Here is a 20330-nt window from a genome sequence, read left to right on the forward strand (position 1 = left end):
CACTCCCCCGCTGCCTGACCCCGCCGCCCGCGCGTCGGAGCCTTTCCCTAGAACATGGCCAACTGCTGCCCGACGATCGCCTCCTTGAGCTGCTCCGACGAGGTCATTTCCTGCGGGAGCAGTTCGCCCACCAGGCTTTCCTTCGGGAACGAGGCCTCGAACGACGACAGCCCCAGCGCGTCCAGGCGGGCGAAGACCTCCCGGGCGGCGTTCAGGATCTCGAGCGCCCGGGCCTCTTCCGGCGTCGCCTCCCCGCCACGCGATTCCAGGTACTGGCGGAATCCAACACCCGTGGGGTCGTCCGTGGACTCGAAGTAGGCGTCCCACGCGGCGCCCAGGGTCTCCTGGAGCTCGGCGGTGCGCTTCTCGGAGATCTCCTGCCCGTCGGGCCCGACGGTCGTTGTGTACAGCAGGGCGCGGTAGGCCTCGACCGCCGCCTGCACCGTGGCGAGCGACAGCCGGTTGGCGGTGACGGAGTAGTCGGTGCTGGCCGGGCGGGGCTTGTTCGGCAGGTCGCGGTAGGTCGACCAACCGACCAGGAACTCGATGAGCTCGTTGAAGCTGAGGTCGCGGACGCGGATGCCCATCTCCTGAAGGGCTTCACGCAGGGCCTGGCTGACGGTGGGAGGCGTGGAGACTTCGCGCGTGGCGGATTCGCGCGGGATGGCGCCCGCGATGGACGTCGCGATGGTCTCGGTGACCGAGCCGCGGGCGCGGAGGTCGAACGGGCGGAGCACCGAGGCGTTCGCCTCGTCGACGAAGAGCGCGGTGGTCACGCCGTTGGCGATGCCGTCGCTGCCGGACTGGAAGTCCTGGATCTGGAACCCGCCCTGGAGGTCGCCCTGGGCCGCGCCCTCGCTGCTGAAGATGACCCGCGGAGCGTCGGACGCGGTGAGCGTGGTGAAGCCGATGAACGCGTTGGACCCGCCCGAGATGATGCTGACGCGATCGTCGGCGGCGGTGACGGGGGCGGCGTTCTGCACGACGCCCCCGCCGTTGTCGCGCTGCTTCTCGAGGATCGACGTCGAGTTGCGGGGAGCGATGCGGATGCTGGCGGCCCGGACGGTGATGTCGCCCAGGGCGACCAGGTCGCCGATGGTGGCGGTGCCCGTGAGGCGCCCGTCGCCGCCGGTGGAGTCGGCCCGCAGCACGCGGAAGGCGCCGAACGCGGTGATCTTCTCGCCCGCGCCCATCGTGAAGTTCTCGGTGGCGAAGATCGTGAAGTTCCGCGTGTCGTTCACGCCGGTCGCGAGGACGCGGCCGGAGGCGTCGAAGGTTGGGGCGAAGACCACGGTGGACGCGCGCCCGTCATTGGCGGACCCGGCCTGCGCGCTGCGCCGGATGCTGACGCTGCGGAACCGGGCGTTGGCCGCCCCGATGTCCCCCTCGATGCCCACCGGGGCGATGACCCCGTTGGGATCGAAGCCCGTGAGGATGGTGAGGTCGGCGGTGCCGTCGCTGCCGCCGGTGGAGATGCCCTCGCCGAAGAACATGCGCCGGAAGCGTCCGGGCAGGGCCGAATCGCCGGCGTCGTCGGACGTGTCGTTACCCCCGCCGTCGAGCACGACGGCCCCGAAGACCTCGACCGCGTCGTTGAAGATCATGCCGTGCGTCGTGCGGGCGTTGGTCTGGAACCGCGTGGACCCGCCGGCGTCGGTCGTCAGGCGCTTGAGCACGCCCGTCTGCCCCACGCCGCCGGCGAAGGTGGTGACGCCGGTGCTCGTGACGCTGAGGGTGCGTGGCGTCGCGTCGCTGTCGACCGCGCGGGCGAAGGTCGCGGCGGAGCCGGCAACCGTCGCGTCCTGCGCCAGTTGCACGCCGCTGTTGAACTCGACAACGCCGCTGGCCCGGACCGTCGGGGCGTTGATGATCGCCACGCCGCCCTGCGCGGTGGTGACGGTGAGGCTCGAGAGCCGCGACGGGTCGGTCGCGCCGCCGACGGCCCCGTTGAAGCGGACGGTGTTGGCGCCGCCGGTGGTGACGGTGAGCCCGGCGGGCGTGCCGGTGTGGTCGACCGTGCCGTTGAACGAGACGTCGCCGGATGCGGTGCTGATCGTGAGCGTCTGGCCCAGGATCGTGTTCCCGCCCAGGAGCACGGCGCCGCCGGCGTCGGTGGCGGTGAGCGAGCCGTTGAGCGTGGTCGTGCCGGTGTACGACTGCGAGCCCGCGCTGCGGACGCCCCGCACCGAGATGGTGTTGCCGGCGATGGTGACCGTGTCGAGCGCGAAGAGCCCCGCGCCCAGCCCGGCGTCGCCCCCGAGCGTGACGTCCCCGCCGGGGAGCATCGTGTCCTCGCGGGCGTTGATGGTGAGGGCGTGCGAGGCGCCCGAGCTGTCGATGGTGCCGGTGACGGTGACGTCATCGGCGGCGTTGCCCTGCGTCAGGAAATCGGCGTCGCCGGTGAGCAGCACGTTGCCGGTGATGGTGATCGCGCCGGTGTCGGTGTCGAGGGTGGCGTTGGCGAGGGTGGTGGCGCCGGTGATGCTGATGCCGCCGTCCTGCGAGAAGATGGTCGAGTCGGTGATCGACGTGGCCCCGGTGACGCTGACGCCCCCGGAGTTGCTGGAGAGCAGCGAGTTGGCGAGGACGGTGAGCGGGCCGGTGACGGTGATCCCGCCGCCGTTCTCGACGCGGAGGACGCCCTCGACGGTCGCCGCCCCGGTGTAGGCCTGCGCGTTGGAGGTGCGGACGGAGCGGAGCGCGATGGTGGAACCCGTGACGCTGAGCGAGTCCAGCGCGTTGGTGGCGCCGACGCCCTGCGCGAAGGTCACCCCGCCGCCCGGCGCGGTGATGGTGAGCGCCCGGGGCGTGGCGTCGAGCGAATCGACCGTGCCGGCGAACGAGACGCCCGACGCGCTGAGCTGGGCGGCGTTCTCGAGCGTGACGTTGTCGCCGTACGACTGCACGTTGGTCGTCGTGACGTTCCCGCCCAGCAGGGTGAACCCGCCGGCGTTGGTGGTGAGCGAGCCCAGGGCGTTCATGCCGCCGACGCTCCCGCGGAAGCGGGTCGCGGCGGCGGTGTTGACGGTGACCGCGCGGGCGGTGGAGTCCGCCGCGTTCAGCGTGGCGCCGAAGACCACGCCGTGGTTCACGTTGCCCGAGTCGGTCGAGAGTGCGCTGAACAGCACGGTGCTGCCGCCCGAGAGCACGACGTTGTCGCGGAAGAGCAGCCCGTCGACGACGTTGTAGCTCGACCCGCCGAGCGTGGTGACGCCCGCCAGATCGGTCTCGAGCGAGCCCAGCTCGGTGCCGGCGACACCCCCCACCGACCCGCCGATGGTGGTCGTGGGCGAGTTGATGGTGAGGCGGCGGGCCTGGTTGGCCAAGGAGCCCACGGAGCCGCCCAGGTTCGCGAACGTGGAACCGGAGATCACGCTGTCGACGTTGACCTGCAGCGGGCCGCCGACCGTCACGCCCACGCCCGTGAGATCGCCGTTGAGGAAGGTGGCGCCGTTGAGCGAGATCCCGCCGGCCGAGGTCACGTCGAAGACGATGATGCCGCCGCCGGTGACGATGACCGACGCGGGGGCGTTCGTCGAACCGACGGCCGCGAGCAGTTCGGCGTTCGCGAGCCCGGCGTCGAGCGTGAGCGTCCAGTCGCTCATCCCGTCGCCGTCGGTCAGGCCGCTGACGGCGATGCGGTCCGACGACGACAGGCCCGCGGTCTCGATGAGCAGGTCGTTCTCGAGCTGCAGGTTGCCGTTCACCAGGATCGCGCCGCCGACCGTGCTGGTGAGGTTCCCGCTGGTCGAGAGCCAGCCGTTGTACGTCTGCGCGCCGCGGGTGGTGACCGACTCCACGAAGATGGACTGCGCGTTGGTCGCGGCGTTCACGAGCAGGCTGCCCAGCGCCTCGACCCCGCCGACGTCGGCCCGGAAGTCCACGACCGATCCGCCCGCCGCGACCCGCAGCCCGCGATCGTTCGCGGCGGCGTCGGCGTTGACGGTGTCGAGGAACAGGATGTTCCCGCCCAGCGGGGTGCCCCCGCCGTCGGTGCTGTCGACGAGCACGTCGGCGGCGGCGACGGTGACGGCGTCGTTGAAGGTCATGCCCCCGCCCATGGTCGTGACGTTGGCCGCGAGGAACGCGGGGCCATCGAACGTGAACGCGGTGGTGCCGACGCCGAACAGGGCGTGCTCGATGCGGACCTGCCCGCCGGGCGATTGGAACGTGGTGGAGTCGTTGAGCGTGACGGCCCCGCCGGTACCGACGACACCCGTGCCGTCGGCGCGGCCGAACCGCAGGGCGGCGTAGCCGTTGCTGAGGAACGCGAGTTCGGCGCTGGTGAGGTCGAGGGCGCCGGTGCTGGCCGTGCCGCCGAGCGTGACGCCCTGCGACGCGCTGCCGGGCTCGAAAGCGAGGGAGCCGGTGCCGGTGACCGTGCCGCCGAGGTTGAGCTCGACCGCGCGGAAGACGACGTTGTTGGCGAAGGTCTGGCCTGCGCCGAGGAGTTCGACGAGGTTGCCGTCGATGGTGACGGAGGCCGAGACGCACCAGGGCGAGATGATCGAGAGGTTGCCCAGGGCGAGGTTGGTGGAGATGTCGACGCAGCCGCCGCCGGTGCCCAGGCCGCAGAGCGTGAGGTTGGAGCCGGCGACCTTGGACGCGTCGGTGATGAAGACCGAGCCGTCGTTGGAGCAGAGCGTGTAGCTCATGCCGGCGGGCCCGTTGCCGAACTGGGCGGCGAGGGCGGTGAGGGCGTTGGAGATCGAGGCGTCCTGTTCGTGGACGAAGGTGGTGGGGCTGGTGGAGCCGCCCGCGAGGGCGCGGAAGGCCGGGGCGTTGGTGGTGAGGTCGACCGCGGCCCCGCCGACGCCGCCCGTGCCGTCGCCGGCGTTGAGCATGATGGTGGTGGCGAGGACGTCGATGTTCGCCGCCGAGAAGGTGAGGTTGCCCGTGCCGTCGGTGCCGGCGTGGATGTCGACCGTGGTGGCGGTGATGTCGTTGGCGATGTCGATGCCGTCGGTGCCGGTGGCGGTGTACGTGCCGCCCGTGGCGGTGCCGTTCTGCGAGATGGTGGAGCCGGTGATGGTGATGGCGCCGGAGCCGGCGATGAGGGCGCCGCCCTGGGTGACCGCGCCGGCGTGGTTGACGCTGATGGCGCTGTTGGTCGTGGTGATGCCGCCGAGCTGGGTGAAGACCCCGCCGCTGCTGGCGAAGCCCGTGGGGGCGGTGACAAGCCCGGTGAACGCGACGGTGCCGGTCGCGGTGACGCCGACGTTCTGCGTGACGGTGGTGGTGGAGAGGGCGGTGACGTTGGTCGCGCCGGTGACGACGAGGCTGGTGAGCGGGGTGCCGCCGCCGACGCCGGCGTTGAACGCGACGCTGCCCGTGCCCGCGCCGATCTGCAGCGTGCGGGCGCCGTCGATCGTGGAGTTGAACGTGACGTCGCCCGCGCCGGCGCCGGTGCTGAGCGTGACGTTCTGCGTGAGCGTCGTGGCCCCGCCGCCGAATCCGATGTTGGCGTTGGCCGTCGTGATGTTGGCGCCCAGGTTCGTGGCGCCCGCGCCGGTCTTATCGAACGCGCCGTTGAGGCTGAGGTTCGAGTTCGCGATGGTGAGCTGCCCGGAGTTCACGATCGTGACGCCACCGCCGCCGGTGGTCGTGATGCCCGCGTTGATGGAGATCGTGGAGCCCGTGATCGAGACCCCGCCGCCCGCCGACGTGGTCAGCAGCCCGTTGAACGTCGACGCGCCGGAGTTCTGCGTGAAGGTGGTGCCCGTGACGGCCCCGCCGAAGGTGAACGTCGTGCCCGAGATGACGATCGCCCCGCCCGCGGTCAGGGTGCCCGCGAACGCCCCGCTGCCGGAGGTCTGCGAGAACGTGCCGCCGGACACGGCCTGGTTGTACGCGAACGTCGTGCCGTCGATCGCGATGGCGTTCGTGACGTTGAGCTGCCCGTTGAAGGTCGAGCTGCCCGTGGTCTGCGTGAACGAGTCTGCCTCGACGTCGCCCGCGAACGTGAACGTGTTGCCCGCGAGGCTGACCCCGTTGGTCACGTTCAGGATCCCGCCGAACGACGACGACCCGGCGTTCTGCGTGAACGAATCGGCGAGCACGTCGCCCGTGAAGGTCGCGGTCGTGTCCGCGACGCTGACGACGGTGATGTCCGCGAGGCGCGAGACCCCGCCCGTGAGCCCGCCCACCGTGATGTCGCCGGCGGTGCCGGCGCGGAGCGTCAGGTTGAACGCGCCGTCGATGCCGGCGGAGGTCGTGATGTTCGCCCCGGCGGCCGAGGCCCCGGCGTTGGTGCTGTCCCAGAGCGCGTTGCCCGTCAGCACCACCGGCCCGGTGAGGGAGATCGCCCCGCCCCCGGTGACCAGCGACCCGCCGAGGTTGTTGAGCGAGCCGACGATCGTGATGCCCGCGGCCCCCGCGCCGCCGGCGGTGTTCGTGCCGCCGGTGATCGTGAGCGTGCCGAGCGTGCTGATGTTCGACACGGCGTTCGACGCGCCGGCGAAGGTGAGGTCGGCGTCGACGGTCGTGCCGGTGATCGCGCCGGTGGTCGTGACCGTGCCGCCCGCGCCGCCCGCCAAGAACCGCGTCGGATCGCGGTACGACGACGCGCCGATGGTGATCGCGTGCGTGTTCGACGCGGCCCCGATGTCGATGCTGGCGAACGCGCCGTCGGTGATGGCGTCGAGATCGCCCTGGGTGATCTGCAGTGTGCCGGCGCCGCCCGCGACGCCGATGCTGCCCGACGAGGTCCCGCTGATGAGGGTGATGGTCTGCGAGCCCGCGCCGGTGACGCTGTTGTTGCCGCCCGTGAAGTCGATGCCGTCGCCCGTGAGCGTGAGCGCGTTGGCGCCCGCGGCGAGGGCACCCCCGAAGAGAATGGTGCCCGTGCCCGCCGTCAGCGTGCGTGCGCCGCCCGCGAGGGTGACGTCGTCGTCGCCGTCGGTGAAGGTGATGTTGTCGTTGGTGGTCGTGATGTTCGCGCCCAGCGTGGTGACCCCGCCGTCACGCACGAACGCGCCGTCGAGCGTGAGCGCCGTGTTCGCGATCGCCAGCGTGCCGGTGTTGGTCGCGCTGAACGCCCCGCCGCCGGTGGTCGTGGCGCCGGCGTTGACGTTGGCGGCCCCGCCCGCGAGCGAGATCCCGCCCGCCCCGGCCGTCGCGAGCCCGTTGAGGTTCAGCGTCGCGCCGGTCAGGTCGATCCCGCCCGAGGAGAGCGTGCCGAACGTGCCCGTGCCCACGACCGTCACGTCGATCAGCACGTTGGTCTGCAGCGCGCCGAGCGTGACCCCGGAGGCGTTGACGACCGTGAAGGTTCCGAGCTGCGCGGTCCCGCCGATGGGGCCCGTGATGTTCAGCGAGCCGCCCGAGCCCGCGTTGAGCGAGAGGTCTTCCTCGCCCCCGCCCGCGGTGGCGTCGATGGTGCTGCTGAAGGTGATGGTCGCGCCCGTGGGGGTCGCGTTGTGCGTGGTGTCGATGGTGGTGCTGGCGGTGAGCACCGCGGGGCCGGTGACGGTGATCGCCGCCCCGGTCGTGCGGACCGTGCCGCCCAGGTTCACGAGCGAGCCCTGCAGGATCACGCTCGCGTCGGCGAGGTCGCCGGTGACCGTGCCGGTCTGCGAGAGCGTGCCCGTGGTGACGACCTGCACGGCGTCGCGGAACGTGCCGCCGCCGATGTTGATCGCCCCGGACTGGCCCGTCCGCCCGATGAACAGCGTCGCGAACGCCTCGTCGGCGAGCGCGTCGAGATCGGCGACGTCCACGATCGCGGTGCCCGAGGCCCCGCCGATGCCCATGTCGGTGGCGTCGGTTGCCCCGCCCAGGCGGAGCGAGCCCAGCCCGGTGCCGGTGATGGAGTTGGCGCCCGCGTTGAACACGAAGTCGTTCGCGAGGAACGTGACGTTGCGTCCGTTGATGTCGGCCGCCTGGATGGTCAGCGTGCTCGTGCCCGCGTTGAGCGTCACGTCGGCCCCGAACGTGGTGGCGCCGGCGTTGATGGCGAGCGCGTCGTTGGTCGTGGCGATCGAGGCGTTGATGGCGTTGGGTGCCGCCCCGTTCTTGGTGAAGTTGCCGTCGGAGTTGATCGCCCCGTTCAGCGTGAACGCCCCCGCGCCGCTGTTCGCGGTGATGGAGATCCCGCCGCCGCCGGTCGTCGTCGCGCCGGCCCCGAGCGTGACGCTGGGCGCGGTGATCGAGATGCCCCCGGCGCCGATCGACAGCAGCCCGGCGTGGTTCACGAGCCCCTGCGACGAGACGACGAGGTTGCCCGCGCCGATCGCGCCGGTCGACACGCTGCCCGAATCCGTGACCTGGAAGGTGCCCAGCGCCACCGAGCCGCCCGCGGCCCCGGTCACCGTCACCGCGCCGCCCGTGCCGGCGTTGATGAACAGGTCCTCGGTCCCGCCCCCGGCCGTGCCCTCGATCGTGCTGCCGAACGAGACGCCCGCGCCCGCGGCGGAGGCGTTGTGCGTGGTGTCGAGCGCCGCCGTCAGCGTGAGCACCACGGGGCTGTTGAGCGCGATGGCCGTGCCCGTCGTGCGGATGAGCCCGGCCAGGTTGATCGTCGAGCCTTGCAGCGTGATGGTCGCGTCGGCGGTGTCGCCGGTGATCGTGCCGCCCGTGCTCAGCGTGCCCGAGGTGACGAGCTGCACCGGATCGCGGAACGTGCCGCCCAGGATGCTGATTGCGCCGGACTGCCCGGTGCGCCCGATGAACAGCGTGCCGACCGCGCCGTCGGCGATCTGATCGAGATCGACGGCCTCGATCTGGCAGTCGCCCGCGCCCCCCGCGACGCCGATGGTCGTCGCGGCGGTCGCGCCGCCCAGGCGGAGCGTGGAGAGCGCCGAGCCGGTGATGGTGCTGCCGAGCGTGAGCGTGTTGGCGAACAGGCCGACGTCCTGCCCGTTGAGGTCGATCGCCTGCACCTGCAGCGTGCCGGTGCCCGCCGAGAGGCTCGCGTCCGCGCTGAAGAGGATCGAGCTGGCGAGGAACGTCTGGTTCGCGTTGCCCGACGAGATGTCGACGCCGATGGTCGAGAGGCCAGCGCCGCTCTTCGTGAAGCCGCCGGTGGCCGAGATCGCGGCGCCCGTGGCGTTGAACGCCGTGCCCGCCGTCACGCCCATGGCGCCGGTGGTCGACGCCCCGTTCTGCACGTTGACCGTCGCGGCGGAGAGCGTGATGCCGCCCGCGCCGCCGGTGAGCAGCCCGCCGAAGGTCGCGGTGGTCGTCGCCGAGCCGTTGACCGTGCCCGCGTTGACCGAGCCGGTGCTGAGGGTTCCCGACGAGGTGACCTGGAAGGTGTTGAGCGCCGCCGAGTTGCCGACGGAGCCGCTGAACGTGACCGCGCCGCCCGTGCCGCCCGCGGTGAAGAGGTTGAACGCGCCGTTGACGGTGCCCGCGAACGAGACCGCGGCGCCCGCGGCGTTGCCGCCCGACGTGGTGTCCAGCGAGCCGTCCGCCGTCAGCGTGACGTTGCCCGCGCTGAAGTTGATCGCGTCGCCCGTGGTCGAGATCGCCACGCCCAGGTTCGTCGCGCCCGCGCCGGACTTCGTGAACGAGCCGTCGAGCGTGAGGTTCGTGTTCGCGAGCGCCAGCAGCGTGCCCGCGTTGGCCGAGAACGTGCCGGCCGTGGATGTCGTGGCGCCGGCGTTGACGTTGATCGTCGCGCTGGTCAGGCTGATGTTGCCGCTCGTGGCGTCGAGCAGCCCGCCGTAGGTCATCGACGTCACGGTGCCGGTGGTGATGCCCACCGCCCGCACGCCCAGCGTCGAGAGCGTCGCGCCGTTGGTGATCTGGAACGTGTTGAGGCGCGTCGAGCCCCCCACCGCGCCCGAGAACACGACCGCCCCGCCCGTGCCCGCGTTCACGGTAAGGTCGAACGCGCCGTTCACTGTGCCCGCGAACTCGACGCCCGCGCCCCCGACGTTGGCGCCGGAGTTGGTGGTGTCGAGCGCGGTGTTCGCCGTGAGCGTGACCCCGCCGCTGTCGAAGTCGATCAGGTCGCCGGTGGTCCGGATCGTCACGCCGATGTTCGTCGTGCCCGCGCCGTTCTTGAGGAACGCGCCGTCGAGCGTCAGGTTGGTGTTCGCGAGCGCCAGCAGCGTGCCGGCGTTGGCAGAGAACGTGCCTCCGGAGGCCGTCGTCACACCCGCGTTGACGTTGATCGTCGCGCTCGTGAGGCTGATGTTGCCGGTGGTGGCGTCGAGCAGCCCGCCGTAGGTCATCGACGTGCCGGTGCCGGCGGTGATGCCCACGGCCCGCACGCCCAGCGTCGAGAGCGTCGCGCCGTTGGTGATCTGGAACGTGTTGAGGCGCGTCGTGCCGCCCACCGCGCTCGTGAAGACGATCGCCCCGCCCGTGCCGGCGTTCACCGTGAGGTTGAAGGCCCCGTTGACGGTCCCGGCGAACTCCACGCCCGCGCCGGCGGCGCTCGTGCCCCCGTTCGTCGCGTCGAGCGCGACGTTGCTGGTGAGGGTAACGGTCCCGGTGTCGAAGTCGATCAGGTCGCCGGTCGTCGTGATCGACGAGCTCAGGTTCGTCGTGCCTGCGCCGTTCTTGAGGAACGCCCCGTCGAGCGTCAGGTTGCCGCCGGTCATCGAGAGCAGCGTGCCCGGCGTCGCGGTGAACGTGCCGCCCGCGCTGGTCGTGGCGCCGGCGTTCACGTTGATCGTCGCGCTCGTCAGACCGATGTTCCCGCTCGTCGCGTTCAACTGGCCCGCGAACGTCGCCGAGGTGATGCTGCTCGCCGTGATGGCGACGGCCCGCACCGCCTGCGTCGAGATCACCGCCGCGTTCGTCACCTGGAACGTGTTGAGGCGCGTCGTCGCGCCCACCGACCCGCCGATGCTGACCGTCCCGCCGGTGCCGGCGTTCATGAACAGGTCGTCGGTCGCGTCCGTCGAGCCCTCGATCGTGCCGCTCAGGAACTCGATGTTCGCGCCGCCCGCGCTGGTGCCCGCGTTCGTCGCGTCCAGCGCGATGTTCGGCGCACCGACCTCGACGTTGCCGGTCAGGCGGATCAGCCCGCCGGGGGTCACGATGTCGCCGTCGAGGTTGATCAGCGTGGTCCCGACCAGCCTGGCGCTCGCGACCGCGAGGTCGGCGCTGAGCGTCGTGGTCGTGCCGGTGAGGGTGAGCGCGCTGCCGGCGACCTTGCTCGCGGTCGAGAGCGTGAGCGCCCCCGAAGACTCGATCGCGTACGTCATGCCCGCGGGCGTGTTGTCGAACTGCGCCGCCGCGGGAATCGCCGCGTCTGTGAGCGCCGCGTCCTGGCGGAACGAGAACGACGTGGGCGAGGTGCCCGCGCCGGCCGCCCCGCGGAAGGACGGCGTGTTCGTGATGAGGTCCGCCGCGGACGTGCCGAGCTGGTTGCCCGCGTCGATCTGGATGGCCGGCGCGTTGAGCGTGCGGCTCGCGCCCGTGAAGCGCACCGACCCGCCCGCGTCCGTCCCGCCGTCGGCCCCGCCGTGCAGGCGCAGCGTGCCCGTCGCCGCGGTGATGCTCGCGTCGACCGTGAGCTGCCCGCCCGTCACCAGGGTCGCGGAGCCGTCGAAGGTGGTGTCGGCGTTGACGTTCAGCGCCCCGTTGATGGTCGCGGATCCGATCGTGAACGTGCCGACGCTGCCGGCGACCTTGGCGATCTCGGCGTTGAGCACGTCCAGGCGACCGCCCGCCGCGGCACCCGAGATGCGGGTCTCGAGCCCCGCCGTGCTCGCGCGTGCGACGAGGCTGCCCGGGCCCACGATCCCGTCGTCGGCGCCGTCGAAGTCGATCTCGTCGGCCGTGAGCGTGAGCGTGAAGCCGTTGCCGATCGAGGCGTCGAACATCTCGATCGTCGCGCTGCCCGCGCTGATCTCGGCGGTGGCGCCGACGGTCGTCGCCGCCTGCAGGAAGACGTTGTCGTTCGTGGTGGTGATGCCGGCGTTGAGGGTGACGGCGTTGTTGAACGTCACGACGCCGCCCGTGCTCAGCAGCCCGTTGAGCGTCGTGGATGCCCCGGTCTGCGCCACCTGCGTGTAGGTGCCCGAGGTCGAGATCGCCGCGCCGGCCGTGTGCAGCCCGCTGTGATCGACCGAGATGTTGCCCGTGCCGGCCATGGTGATGCCGTTGGTGCCGAGCGTCGTCGCCTGCGAGATCGTGAGCCCCTCGATGCCGCTGATCGCGCCCGACACCGAGACCGCGGAGCGGCCCGTGCCCGCGCCCGCGGTGAGCGTCAGCGTGTCCGCCGCGCCGCCCGCGACGTTGCCGACGGTGGACGAGAACGAGATCAGCCCCGTGTTGTTCGCCGCCCCGTCGCCGGTGTCGATGGTGCGGGAGCCGCTCACCAGCACCGGGCCGCTCATGGTGACCGTGCCGCCCCGGGTGGTGATGTTGCCGGCGAGCGTGATGGAGCCCGTGCCCCCGCTCACCGTGAACGACACGTCGCCCCCGACGAACCCGTTCTCGGTGGTGTCGATCGTCCCGTTCATCAGGATCGAGCCGGTGCCGGTCTGCGTCCCGCCCGGATCGTTCGCGGTGAAGGAGATGTCACCCCGCGTGAGGAGCGTGACACCGGAGTCCACCGTGATGTTGTTGCCGGCCCGCACGGTGATCGCCACGTCGTCGGGAGCGCCCATGTCCACGCTCTGCGAGAACGTGATGTCGTTGGTCGCCTGCAGCGTGATGTTCGACGTGCGCGCCTCGAGCGACTCGTCGCTGATCGTCAGCGTCGCGCCCGGATCGGCGAAGAGGATCTGGTCGTCGGACAGGTTCGCGTCGGCCCCGCCAACGTCGTTGTTCGCCACGACGATGTTCGTCGGGTCCAGCAGCAGCGTGCCGATGCGCCCGTGGGGCGCCAGCGTGTTCACCTCGCCGTGGAACCCCAGCCCGACCTTGCCCGAGACCTCGACGAACCCGCCGTCGCCGCGCAGCTCGCCGCCCTGCGCGCTCACCGTGCCCCGGAAGATCGTGGACTGGTCGGCCCAGACGATCACTGTGCCGCCGTCGCCGAAGAGCCCGCCGTCGGCCTTGATGGTCGAGGTGCGCGACACGAACGTGTGCGTCGCGTTCCGCTCCGGTCCCTTGCCCTGGAAGTTGCCGCCGACGAGCACGGTGCCCGCCCCGTCGCGCCCGCTCGCGTCGATGGTCGCGCCCGAGAGGGCGACCTTCTCGCCCAGCACACGCACCTCGCCGCCCCGCCCGGCGTCGTTCGTCGCGTCGATCGTTCCGGTCGCGTGCACCTCGCCCCGGCCCTGGCCTTCGATCCGCACGTCCTTGGCCTGCACGTCGCCCGCGACCCGGAGCGCCAGCCCGTAGACATCGCCCGCCGCGGCCCGGACGCGACCCTTGCGCGCCTCGATCCGCCCGGTGTTCTCGACCGCCGCCTTCCCGTTGGCCGCCTGCGCCTCGCCGCTGACCTTGACGAAGATATTGCCCGTGCGTTCGCCGACGAGCACGTCCCGCCCGGCGGACATCACCACCGTGCCCTCGGGCGCGACGATGCGTCCGGAGTTCGAGACCTGCGCGCCCAGGAGCCCGACGAAGTCCGCCGTCAGCGTGCCCGCGTTCGAGACCTCGCCCCGCAGGTTCGTGAAGCGGTCGATGCCCCGGACGAAGTCGCGGTCCGAGATCGAGCCCGCCGCCGCCACCAGGCCCTTGACGTCCACCGACGCCGTCGAGCCGAAGATCACGCCCGACGGGTTCACCAGGTACACGCGTCCGTTCGCGATGAGCGAGCCGTCGATCCGCGTCGGATAGCGGCTTTCGATCCGGTTCATCACCCGCGCCTCGGGCCCGGGCTGGATGAACCGCACCGTCTCGTGCGACCGGATGTCGAAGCTGCGATAGTTGATGATCGAGCGGTCGCTCGCGCGGATCACCGTCTCGTTGCCCAGGCGCTCGATCCCGACGTTGCCGCGCACCACGCGCGCACCCTCGGGGCCCGCCAGCGCCGGCGCGCAGACCACCGCCACGATCGAGGAGCTCAGCGCCGCCGTCCAGCCGCCCACCCGCCCCAGCGCGGGCGCACGCCCCGCCGCGAACCGCTCCGCGCGCGACAGAAGCCCCAGCACCCCGCGACCCGACGCCTTCTCGACCTTCGCCATGACGTTCCTCTCCGCGGCCCGCCCCGGCCCCGTGGCCCGGCGAACGCTCGATTCAGTGTGCTCGTCCGTCGCGCGCTCGCCGGGGGTCGTTCCTCGCCCCGCTCCCGCGCCCAACCACACCGACCCTGCCCCGCATCCCTTCACACCGACCAACGCACCCCGACCGTCCATCCCGCCCGGTCACCCCGCCGCGTGCCTAGTACAGCACCGACAGCAGGAAGTGGAACCGGTTGTCGCCCGCCTCCGTCAGGAACTCGCCGTCCGTCGTCGATTCCACGTCCGTCAGCGCGACGCCCCAGTCCATCCGCAGCGTCACGTTCCGCCGCCACTGCAACTCCGCGCCCAGGCCGACGCCCACCAGCGTGTCGTCCTGCTCGGTCGTGTTCTCCGCCGGGTTGTTCCGCGTCCGGGCCGCGTCCACGAAGCCCCGCACGATGAAGTCCCAGTCCGCCTGCCCGAAGTCCTGCTGCGGCTGCCAGCGGAAATCCGGCCCGAACAGCCCGACCTCGCGACCCGCGAGGCGGCCCGACTCGTTCGACACGCCCAGCGCCCGCGGGACGTGCAGCCGGTACTCCAGCGACCCCACCACGATCGAATCGCCCGCCACCACCGACTCGGGGTACCCGCGGACCGTGTACAACCCGCCCGCCACGTCCTGCTCGCTCGCCACCACCCGGTACCCGAACGCGTACTGCCCGCGCACCGACAGGGACAACTCGTGCGCCAGCGTCCGCGGGCCCTCGGCGCTCGGATCCCCCCGATACCCGCGCGGGTTGATCAGCGGCTCGAGGTAGAACGAGTGCTCCATGGCGAACTTGAGCAACTCCCACGAGTCGCTCACGTCCGGCCGCCCGAGGTCCTGCAGGTTCTCCGGGTCCAGCCCCGACAGGGCCTCCCACTGCGCCTCCAGTCCCAGGTCGAGCACGCTCGAGGCCTGCTCGGTGAACCGCTCGTACCGCACGCCGATGTACGGGATCAGGAAGTTCTCGTCCCCCGGCACCGACGAGCTCGGCGTGTCGACCTGCTCCGACTTCCAGCGCACGCCCGCGTACGCGTCGATGAAGGACGCCCGGCGCTGCCACACGGTGCCGACGATCTCGCCCCCCACCGTCCAGGTGCGCCCGTTGAAGTCCAGGCCCTGGGCGCCGACGTCGGACGCGGTGAACTCGGTGTACGAGCCGTACGTGCGCACCCGCACGACGTCGGACAGCACCGGGAAGTCGTAGCTCACGAGCGCCGCGTGCGAGGCGTCGAACCCCGCGGTCGTGTAGTCGACGCGCAGGATGTCGTCCGAGCCGGTGAGCTGGTTATGGATGAACCCGAAGCGCTGGCGCCACTCCGAGGTCGACTCCGTGCCCGTGTTGCTCAGCTGCGCGTAGATGGACCAGGGCTTGCCCTCGGACACCAGGTAGTCCAGCACGACCTTGTCGCCGTCGCCGCCCGGCGAGAGCGCGATGTCGACCCGCCGCCCCGGGTGCCGGTTCAGGCGGGCGACGTAGTTGTCCAGCACGTCCTTGTCGAGCAGGTCGTCCTTCTGCAGCGGAGACTGCGTCCGCACCCGGAGCTGCACGGCGTCGGGGTTGTCCACCCGGGCCGCCGGGTCCGCCTCGATCGCCTCGCGCAGGCGCTCGCCCGAGGCCAGGGTTCGCACCTGCCCGATCTTGAAGGTCGCGACGATCAGGCGGAACTCGCTGCGGGCGCCCGCGCGCTTGTCCACGTCCTTGTCCCAGTCCGCGTCCTCCGGGTGCACGTCGATCACCACCGCGATCAGACCGCGCCCGGCGAGCTCTTCGACGATCGCCAGGGCGACGGCGTCGATCGCGCTGCGCCGGAACATCGCCCCGGCGCCCTCGTGCACCTCGTCGACGTGCATCTCGACGCTCGGCAGGCCCTCCCGCCAGCGCACATACCCCTCCGGGGTGACGCCGAGCTTCACCACCGCCCGCGCAACCTCTTCCAGCGCGGGGTGCTGCGGATGGTCGGACTTGTACTCGAGCACGAACCGGCTGACCGGGTACGCCGCCCCGTCGTCGATCTCTTCCGGGGCCTCGGCGCCAGCGGGCGCATCGGCGGGGGTTGGCGGCGGCGTGCCGGGGGCGCGCTCATCCGCGCCCGGCTGGACAGCGTTGATGTCGATGGGCGGCGGATCGCCCGCCTGCCCGAACGCCGCCAGCGTCACGCAGCACGTGCCCGCGCAGGTCAGCGCCCAGCGACGGCGCAGTGCCCGAACCGCCCGGCGACCCTCCCACAAGTTCGCGTCGTTCATCGCCCACCTTTCGTATGCCCCGGGTCGGATCGCTCGGATACCACGACCTGCGCGCGCCGTGATCTTGCGCTTCGCTTCCCGCCCGGCCCGAACCGTCCACACTAAACCGCCACGGGCCGCACCGTCAAGTCGCCGCCATTGTCGGCCGAATCGCGGAGGCCCCGCTACTTTGCCTCCCCGCCCATGTACCCGAACTCCGCCAACGCCGCCCGAAGGCGGTCGCCCGCACCCGCCGCGCCCGCCGCCCGCGGCGCCGAGAACGCCAGGCGGAACCCCACGTCGCTGAAGGCCACGTTGACCTGCACCGCCCGAACCCGCTCCGCCGACTCGGGCGCGATCTCCGCCGGAGACAGCGCCGACGCGCCCATCACGCGCACGTTCGCGCCGTTCTTGCCGATGAGCCCTTCGATCGCCTCGCGGGTCGGCGCCACGAGCTGGGCCGACGCCTCGCCGTCGAGCACGAACTCCGCCACGTTCCCCACCACGTGCCGGAACCCGCCCGCGGACGGCGTACCCCCGTCAACCGGGGCGAACCATAGCACGCCGTCATCCGTCGCCACCGCCGGTTCACCGTCCGCGCCGGGCTGCACCCGCGTCTGGCGGAACACGCCCGCCGATGGATACTCCGGGTCGTTCGCCGCGTCCAGCGACTTCACGAACTCGAACTGGCGGCGCCAGGTCGCGTCGCGCCGGTTCTCTGTCCCGCCCGCCGCTCCCGACTCGCCCGCCGCCCCAGCCCACTCCGCGGGCGTCGGCAGGCGACATCCCGCCAGGCGTGCCGCGAGCACCGCCGCCTTCACCGGCACCTGCTGCATCGGCGACTGCGCCGTCGGCGCCTCGACCGCCAGCCCCTCGGGGTAGTACGCCTTGCCGCTCATCTTCGCCGAGACGCCGATCCACCCCATCGAGGTGTCGCCCGTACCCGCCGCCGCCGGCTGGATCGTCTCCCCACTCCACACCCACGCACGCGGACCCCGGCGCGGATCAACCCCGCCCACCTCCGACGACGGCAGCCACCCGGCGGCCCCGCCCGCCCCGCGCAGCAACTCCCACTTCCCCGCCGCGCTCACCAGATCCGCGAACAACCCCACCGACATCTCCGTCGTCGACACGAACCCCACGTCCTCGCCGGCATCGGCCTCCACCCGGCGGAACTCCTGCCGGTGGGTGCGGCCTTGGTGCTGCCACTCGAACGTCACCCCGTCGCCCTCTGCGCGGCTCAACTTCCACCCCGCCCCGCCCGGGCCCAGCGCGCTCAGATCGAGCTGGGCGCCCTTCTCGCGCAGCGGCTTCACCGCCGCCAGCAGCCCCGCCGCAGGCCCGCTCTTCGACACGTCCAGCGCCTCCACGTCCTTCACGAACGCGTCCATCGCGGCACGCTGGGCCGCGTCGCGCGCCGCGCCGGACTGCGCCGCCGCCTTCGCAACCGCCTCTTCCAGCCTGTGCCGGGCGATGTTGAACCGCACAAAGGAGGGGAGCGACGCCACGTCCTCGTCTGTCACGCCCATCGCCGATCTCGTGTCGATGCCGTCGCGCACGCCGGCCTCGTCCGTCGCGTGCCCTCCCATCCACGCCTTCCACATGGCGCGGGCCGTCTGCGTCGCGCCCGCCCGGGCACGCTCGCGCCGCGCCGCATCCGCGATGCGCGAGACCACGCCCTCGACCTCGCCCGCGCGGAGCGCTCCCGCCTCGCGCAGATCCTCCTTCGACGCGGGCCAGCCCGCCTTTTCCAGCGCCCGCCACGCGCCCAGGGCCTCGGACGCGCGCACCCGGGCCTGGTCGGCGCCCGCCTCGCGGATCGTCCGCACCAGCATCGGCGCGTCGCCCGACGACTCGATCTTCGCGAGCGCCTCGATCCTCGCTTCCAGCGGCGCCAGGGCCACGCCCACGTCCTTCCAGACGCTCGACTGCCGCATCGCTCGCAGCAACTCGGCGGGCGACGCCGCTTCCGCGATGCGCTCGTCGCTCGCGGCACCCAGCGCCAGCGCGCGCTCCGACGCCGCCGCCTTGTCCAGCACGTCCCGCCGGGCATCGCCCCAGGCACGCAGCTCGCGGACGACGCCCTCGGCCCGGGCCGGCTCGCCGGCGATCACCCCGTCCGCCGCCGTCACGAGCGCCGCGTCACGCCGCGCCGTCGCCTGCGCCTCGAGCGCGCCCGTGTTCGCCTCGTCCAGCGCCGGGGTCTCGAACGCGACGCCCAGCACGTCACGCTCCGCCTGCACGATCGCCCGCTCGAGCGACTCAACCTGGTCGAACGCGGCCTTGCGCCCCTTCGACAGATCGATCCGCGCGACGCCCCGCACCCACGCCGCCCGCATGGCCTCCGTCGTCACGCTCGCCTTCGCCGCCCGCGCCGCCAGGTCCTCGCGGGCCCGCGCGTGCAGGCGTGCCAGGGCCGCATCGACCCCCGCCGCGACCTCCTTGACCTCGCGCTCGACCGACGCCATGTCGCGGACCACGCTCGCGCGCGTGGTCGGCGTGACGTTCGCCGTGCGGATGAACTTCGACTCGCGCTCGACCGCGCGCTCCAGCCGCTGGCGGAACTCGGGGTTGGGCGTCTCGCCCGCGTCGCGGGCCTCGCGCTCCAGCGTCGCGATCGATTCTCCGGCCGCGTTCACCCACTCCACGAACGACCATCCCGCACGCGGGTCGCCCTCCGGGTACGTCGGCGACGCCTCGGCCACCACCCGCGGTGCGCCCGGCGCACCGCTCGCGGCCGGCCCGTTCGCCGGCGATCCGCTCGCCGGGGCTCGCGCGGGCGTTGCACCCGCTCGATCACCGTCCCCGTCGCTCGCCGGCGCCGGGGTCGTCTCGCTCGGCCCCGCCTTCGGCGCGGGCGTCGATGCCCGCGGCTCGGTCTCGCTCGGCTCGCGCGCCCTCGCCGGCGCGTCGCCCGATTCCGCCTCCTTGTTCGATCCGCCCGATGTCAGGACCAGCAGCAGCACGATGAGCACGACCGCGCCCGCGCCGATGCCGGCGTACAGGGGCCACTTCTTCTTGCCGCCCCCGTCGCCACCCGTCGCCGGCGCGCTGGGCGCCTTCTGGGTCGTCCGCACCCGCCCCGCCCGCCACTCGTTCACCCGCCCCGCCGCCTGCGCGCTGAACCCCGCGTCGATCGAGTACGGGACGTCGGTCGTGAGCGCCAGCCCCTTGGGGGCGGCCCGCACGCAGAAGAGCTGCGCGGGGCTGGGCATCCCCACCACGAGATCAATGAACGTCTCGCCCGCCGGCTCGAGCACGAGCACCGGCGCGTAGTCCGACACTTCCTGGTGCAGCAGCGTCAGCCAGGCGCGGGCCGCCTCGCCCCCCTCCGCCAGGCACCGAGGCACGCGCAGGTGCTGCGCGCCGGCGTTGTCCGCGCTCGTGCGGCTCATGCGGGTCGTGCCCGTGCTCGAGCGGTACGCCCCCATCTCGCGCTCGATCTCGTACAGCACGCGCGTCAGCCCCACCTGCGCGGGGCCGCCCCCGGACAGGTCCGGGTGCTCGACCAGTCGCTTCAACAGGGCGGCGTCGTCGCCCGCGGGCGCGGGCCCGCCGCCCCCGCTGCGCAGGATCGCCAGTTCATCCTCGAGCGCGCGTCGCGCCTCGCCGATGGCCAGGCGCACCAGTTCCGCGGCGTTCGTGCCGACGCACTTGGACTCCACCGCCGCCAAGCGCCGGGGGATCTGCGCGATCGACCACGCCGTGGGCGCCCCCTCGACGAACGCGCACACGATCATGGGGTACTTCGTGCGTCCTTTGCCGTCGCGGCTCGACCACATCCGCCCGACGATGAGCCCCTCGGGCAGGCGCCAGAAGAACTGGTGCTTGAACGACGCGAGGCGCTGCTCGTCGGCCAGGCGCTCCCACGCGCCGGCGTCGATGTTGCCGGACATGCCCTCGGTGTAGAGCACGCGCTTGGCGTTCACCAGGGGCGCGCAGTCCAGGCCGATCTCCTCGATGTGATCGTCCCACCCCGGGTGCTTCCCGAAGGCCGCCACGTGCACCTGATCTCCGCGCGTCGGACCGTCCTTGCCCATCGTCATCTC

General features: G+C 72.3%; 3 protein-coding genes. All 3 read right to left on the minus strand.

What is annotated here, in order from left to right; translation table 11 throughout:
* Nucleotides 1-47 precede the first annotated feature (47 nt).
* Nucleotides 48-14036 (minus strand): filamentous hemagglutinin N-terminal domain-containing protein, encoded by a 13989-nt coding sequence (locus SFY69_08565; protein ID MDX2132091.1) that lies wholly within the window; start codon nt 14034-14036, stop codon nt 48-50.
* A gap of 196 nt (nt 14037-14232) precedes the next feature.
* The gene (locus SFY69_08570; GenBank protein ID MDX2132092.1) at nt 14233-16302 is read right to left on the minus strand and encodes a ShlB/FhaC/HecB family hemolysin secretion/activation protein; all 2070 of its coding nucleotides are present in this window, start codon (nt 16300-16302) and stop codon (nt 14233-14235) included.
* 164 nt (nt 16303-16466) lie between these two features.
* A complete protein-coding gene (locus tag SFY69_08575; protein ID MDX2132093.1) occupies nt 16467-20321 on the minus strand; it encodes an SUMF1/EgtB/PvdO family nonheme iron enzyme in 3855 nt (1284 codons plus the stop codon).
* Between the last annotated feature and the right edge of the window lie 9 nt (nt 20322-20330).

This window comes from Planctomycetota bacterium (assembly GCA_033763975.1).
Classification (GTDB): Bacteria; Planctomycetota; Phycisphaerae; order Phycisphaerales; family UBA1924; genus RI-211.

Excerpts from the sequence above, each read along its gene's own strand:
- SFY69_08575 (MDX2132093.1), bottom strand. The coding sequence starts at position 20,321 with ATGGGCAAGGACGGTCCGACGCGCGGAGATCAGGTGCACGTGGCGGCC.
- SFY69_08565 (MDX2132091.1), bottom strand. The coding sequence starts at position 14,036 with ATGGCGAAGGTCGAGAAGGCGTCGGGTCGCGGGGTGCTGGGGCTTCTG.
- SFY69_08570 (MDX2132092.1), bottom strand. The coding sequence starts at position 16,302 with ATGAACGACGCGAACTTGTGGGAGGGTCGCCGGGCGGTTCGGGCACTG.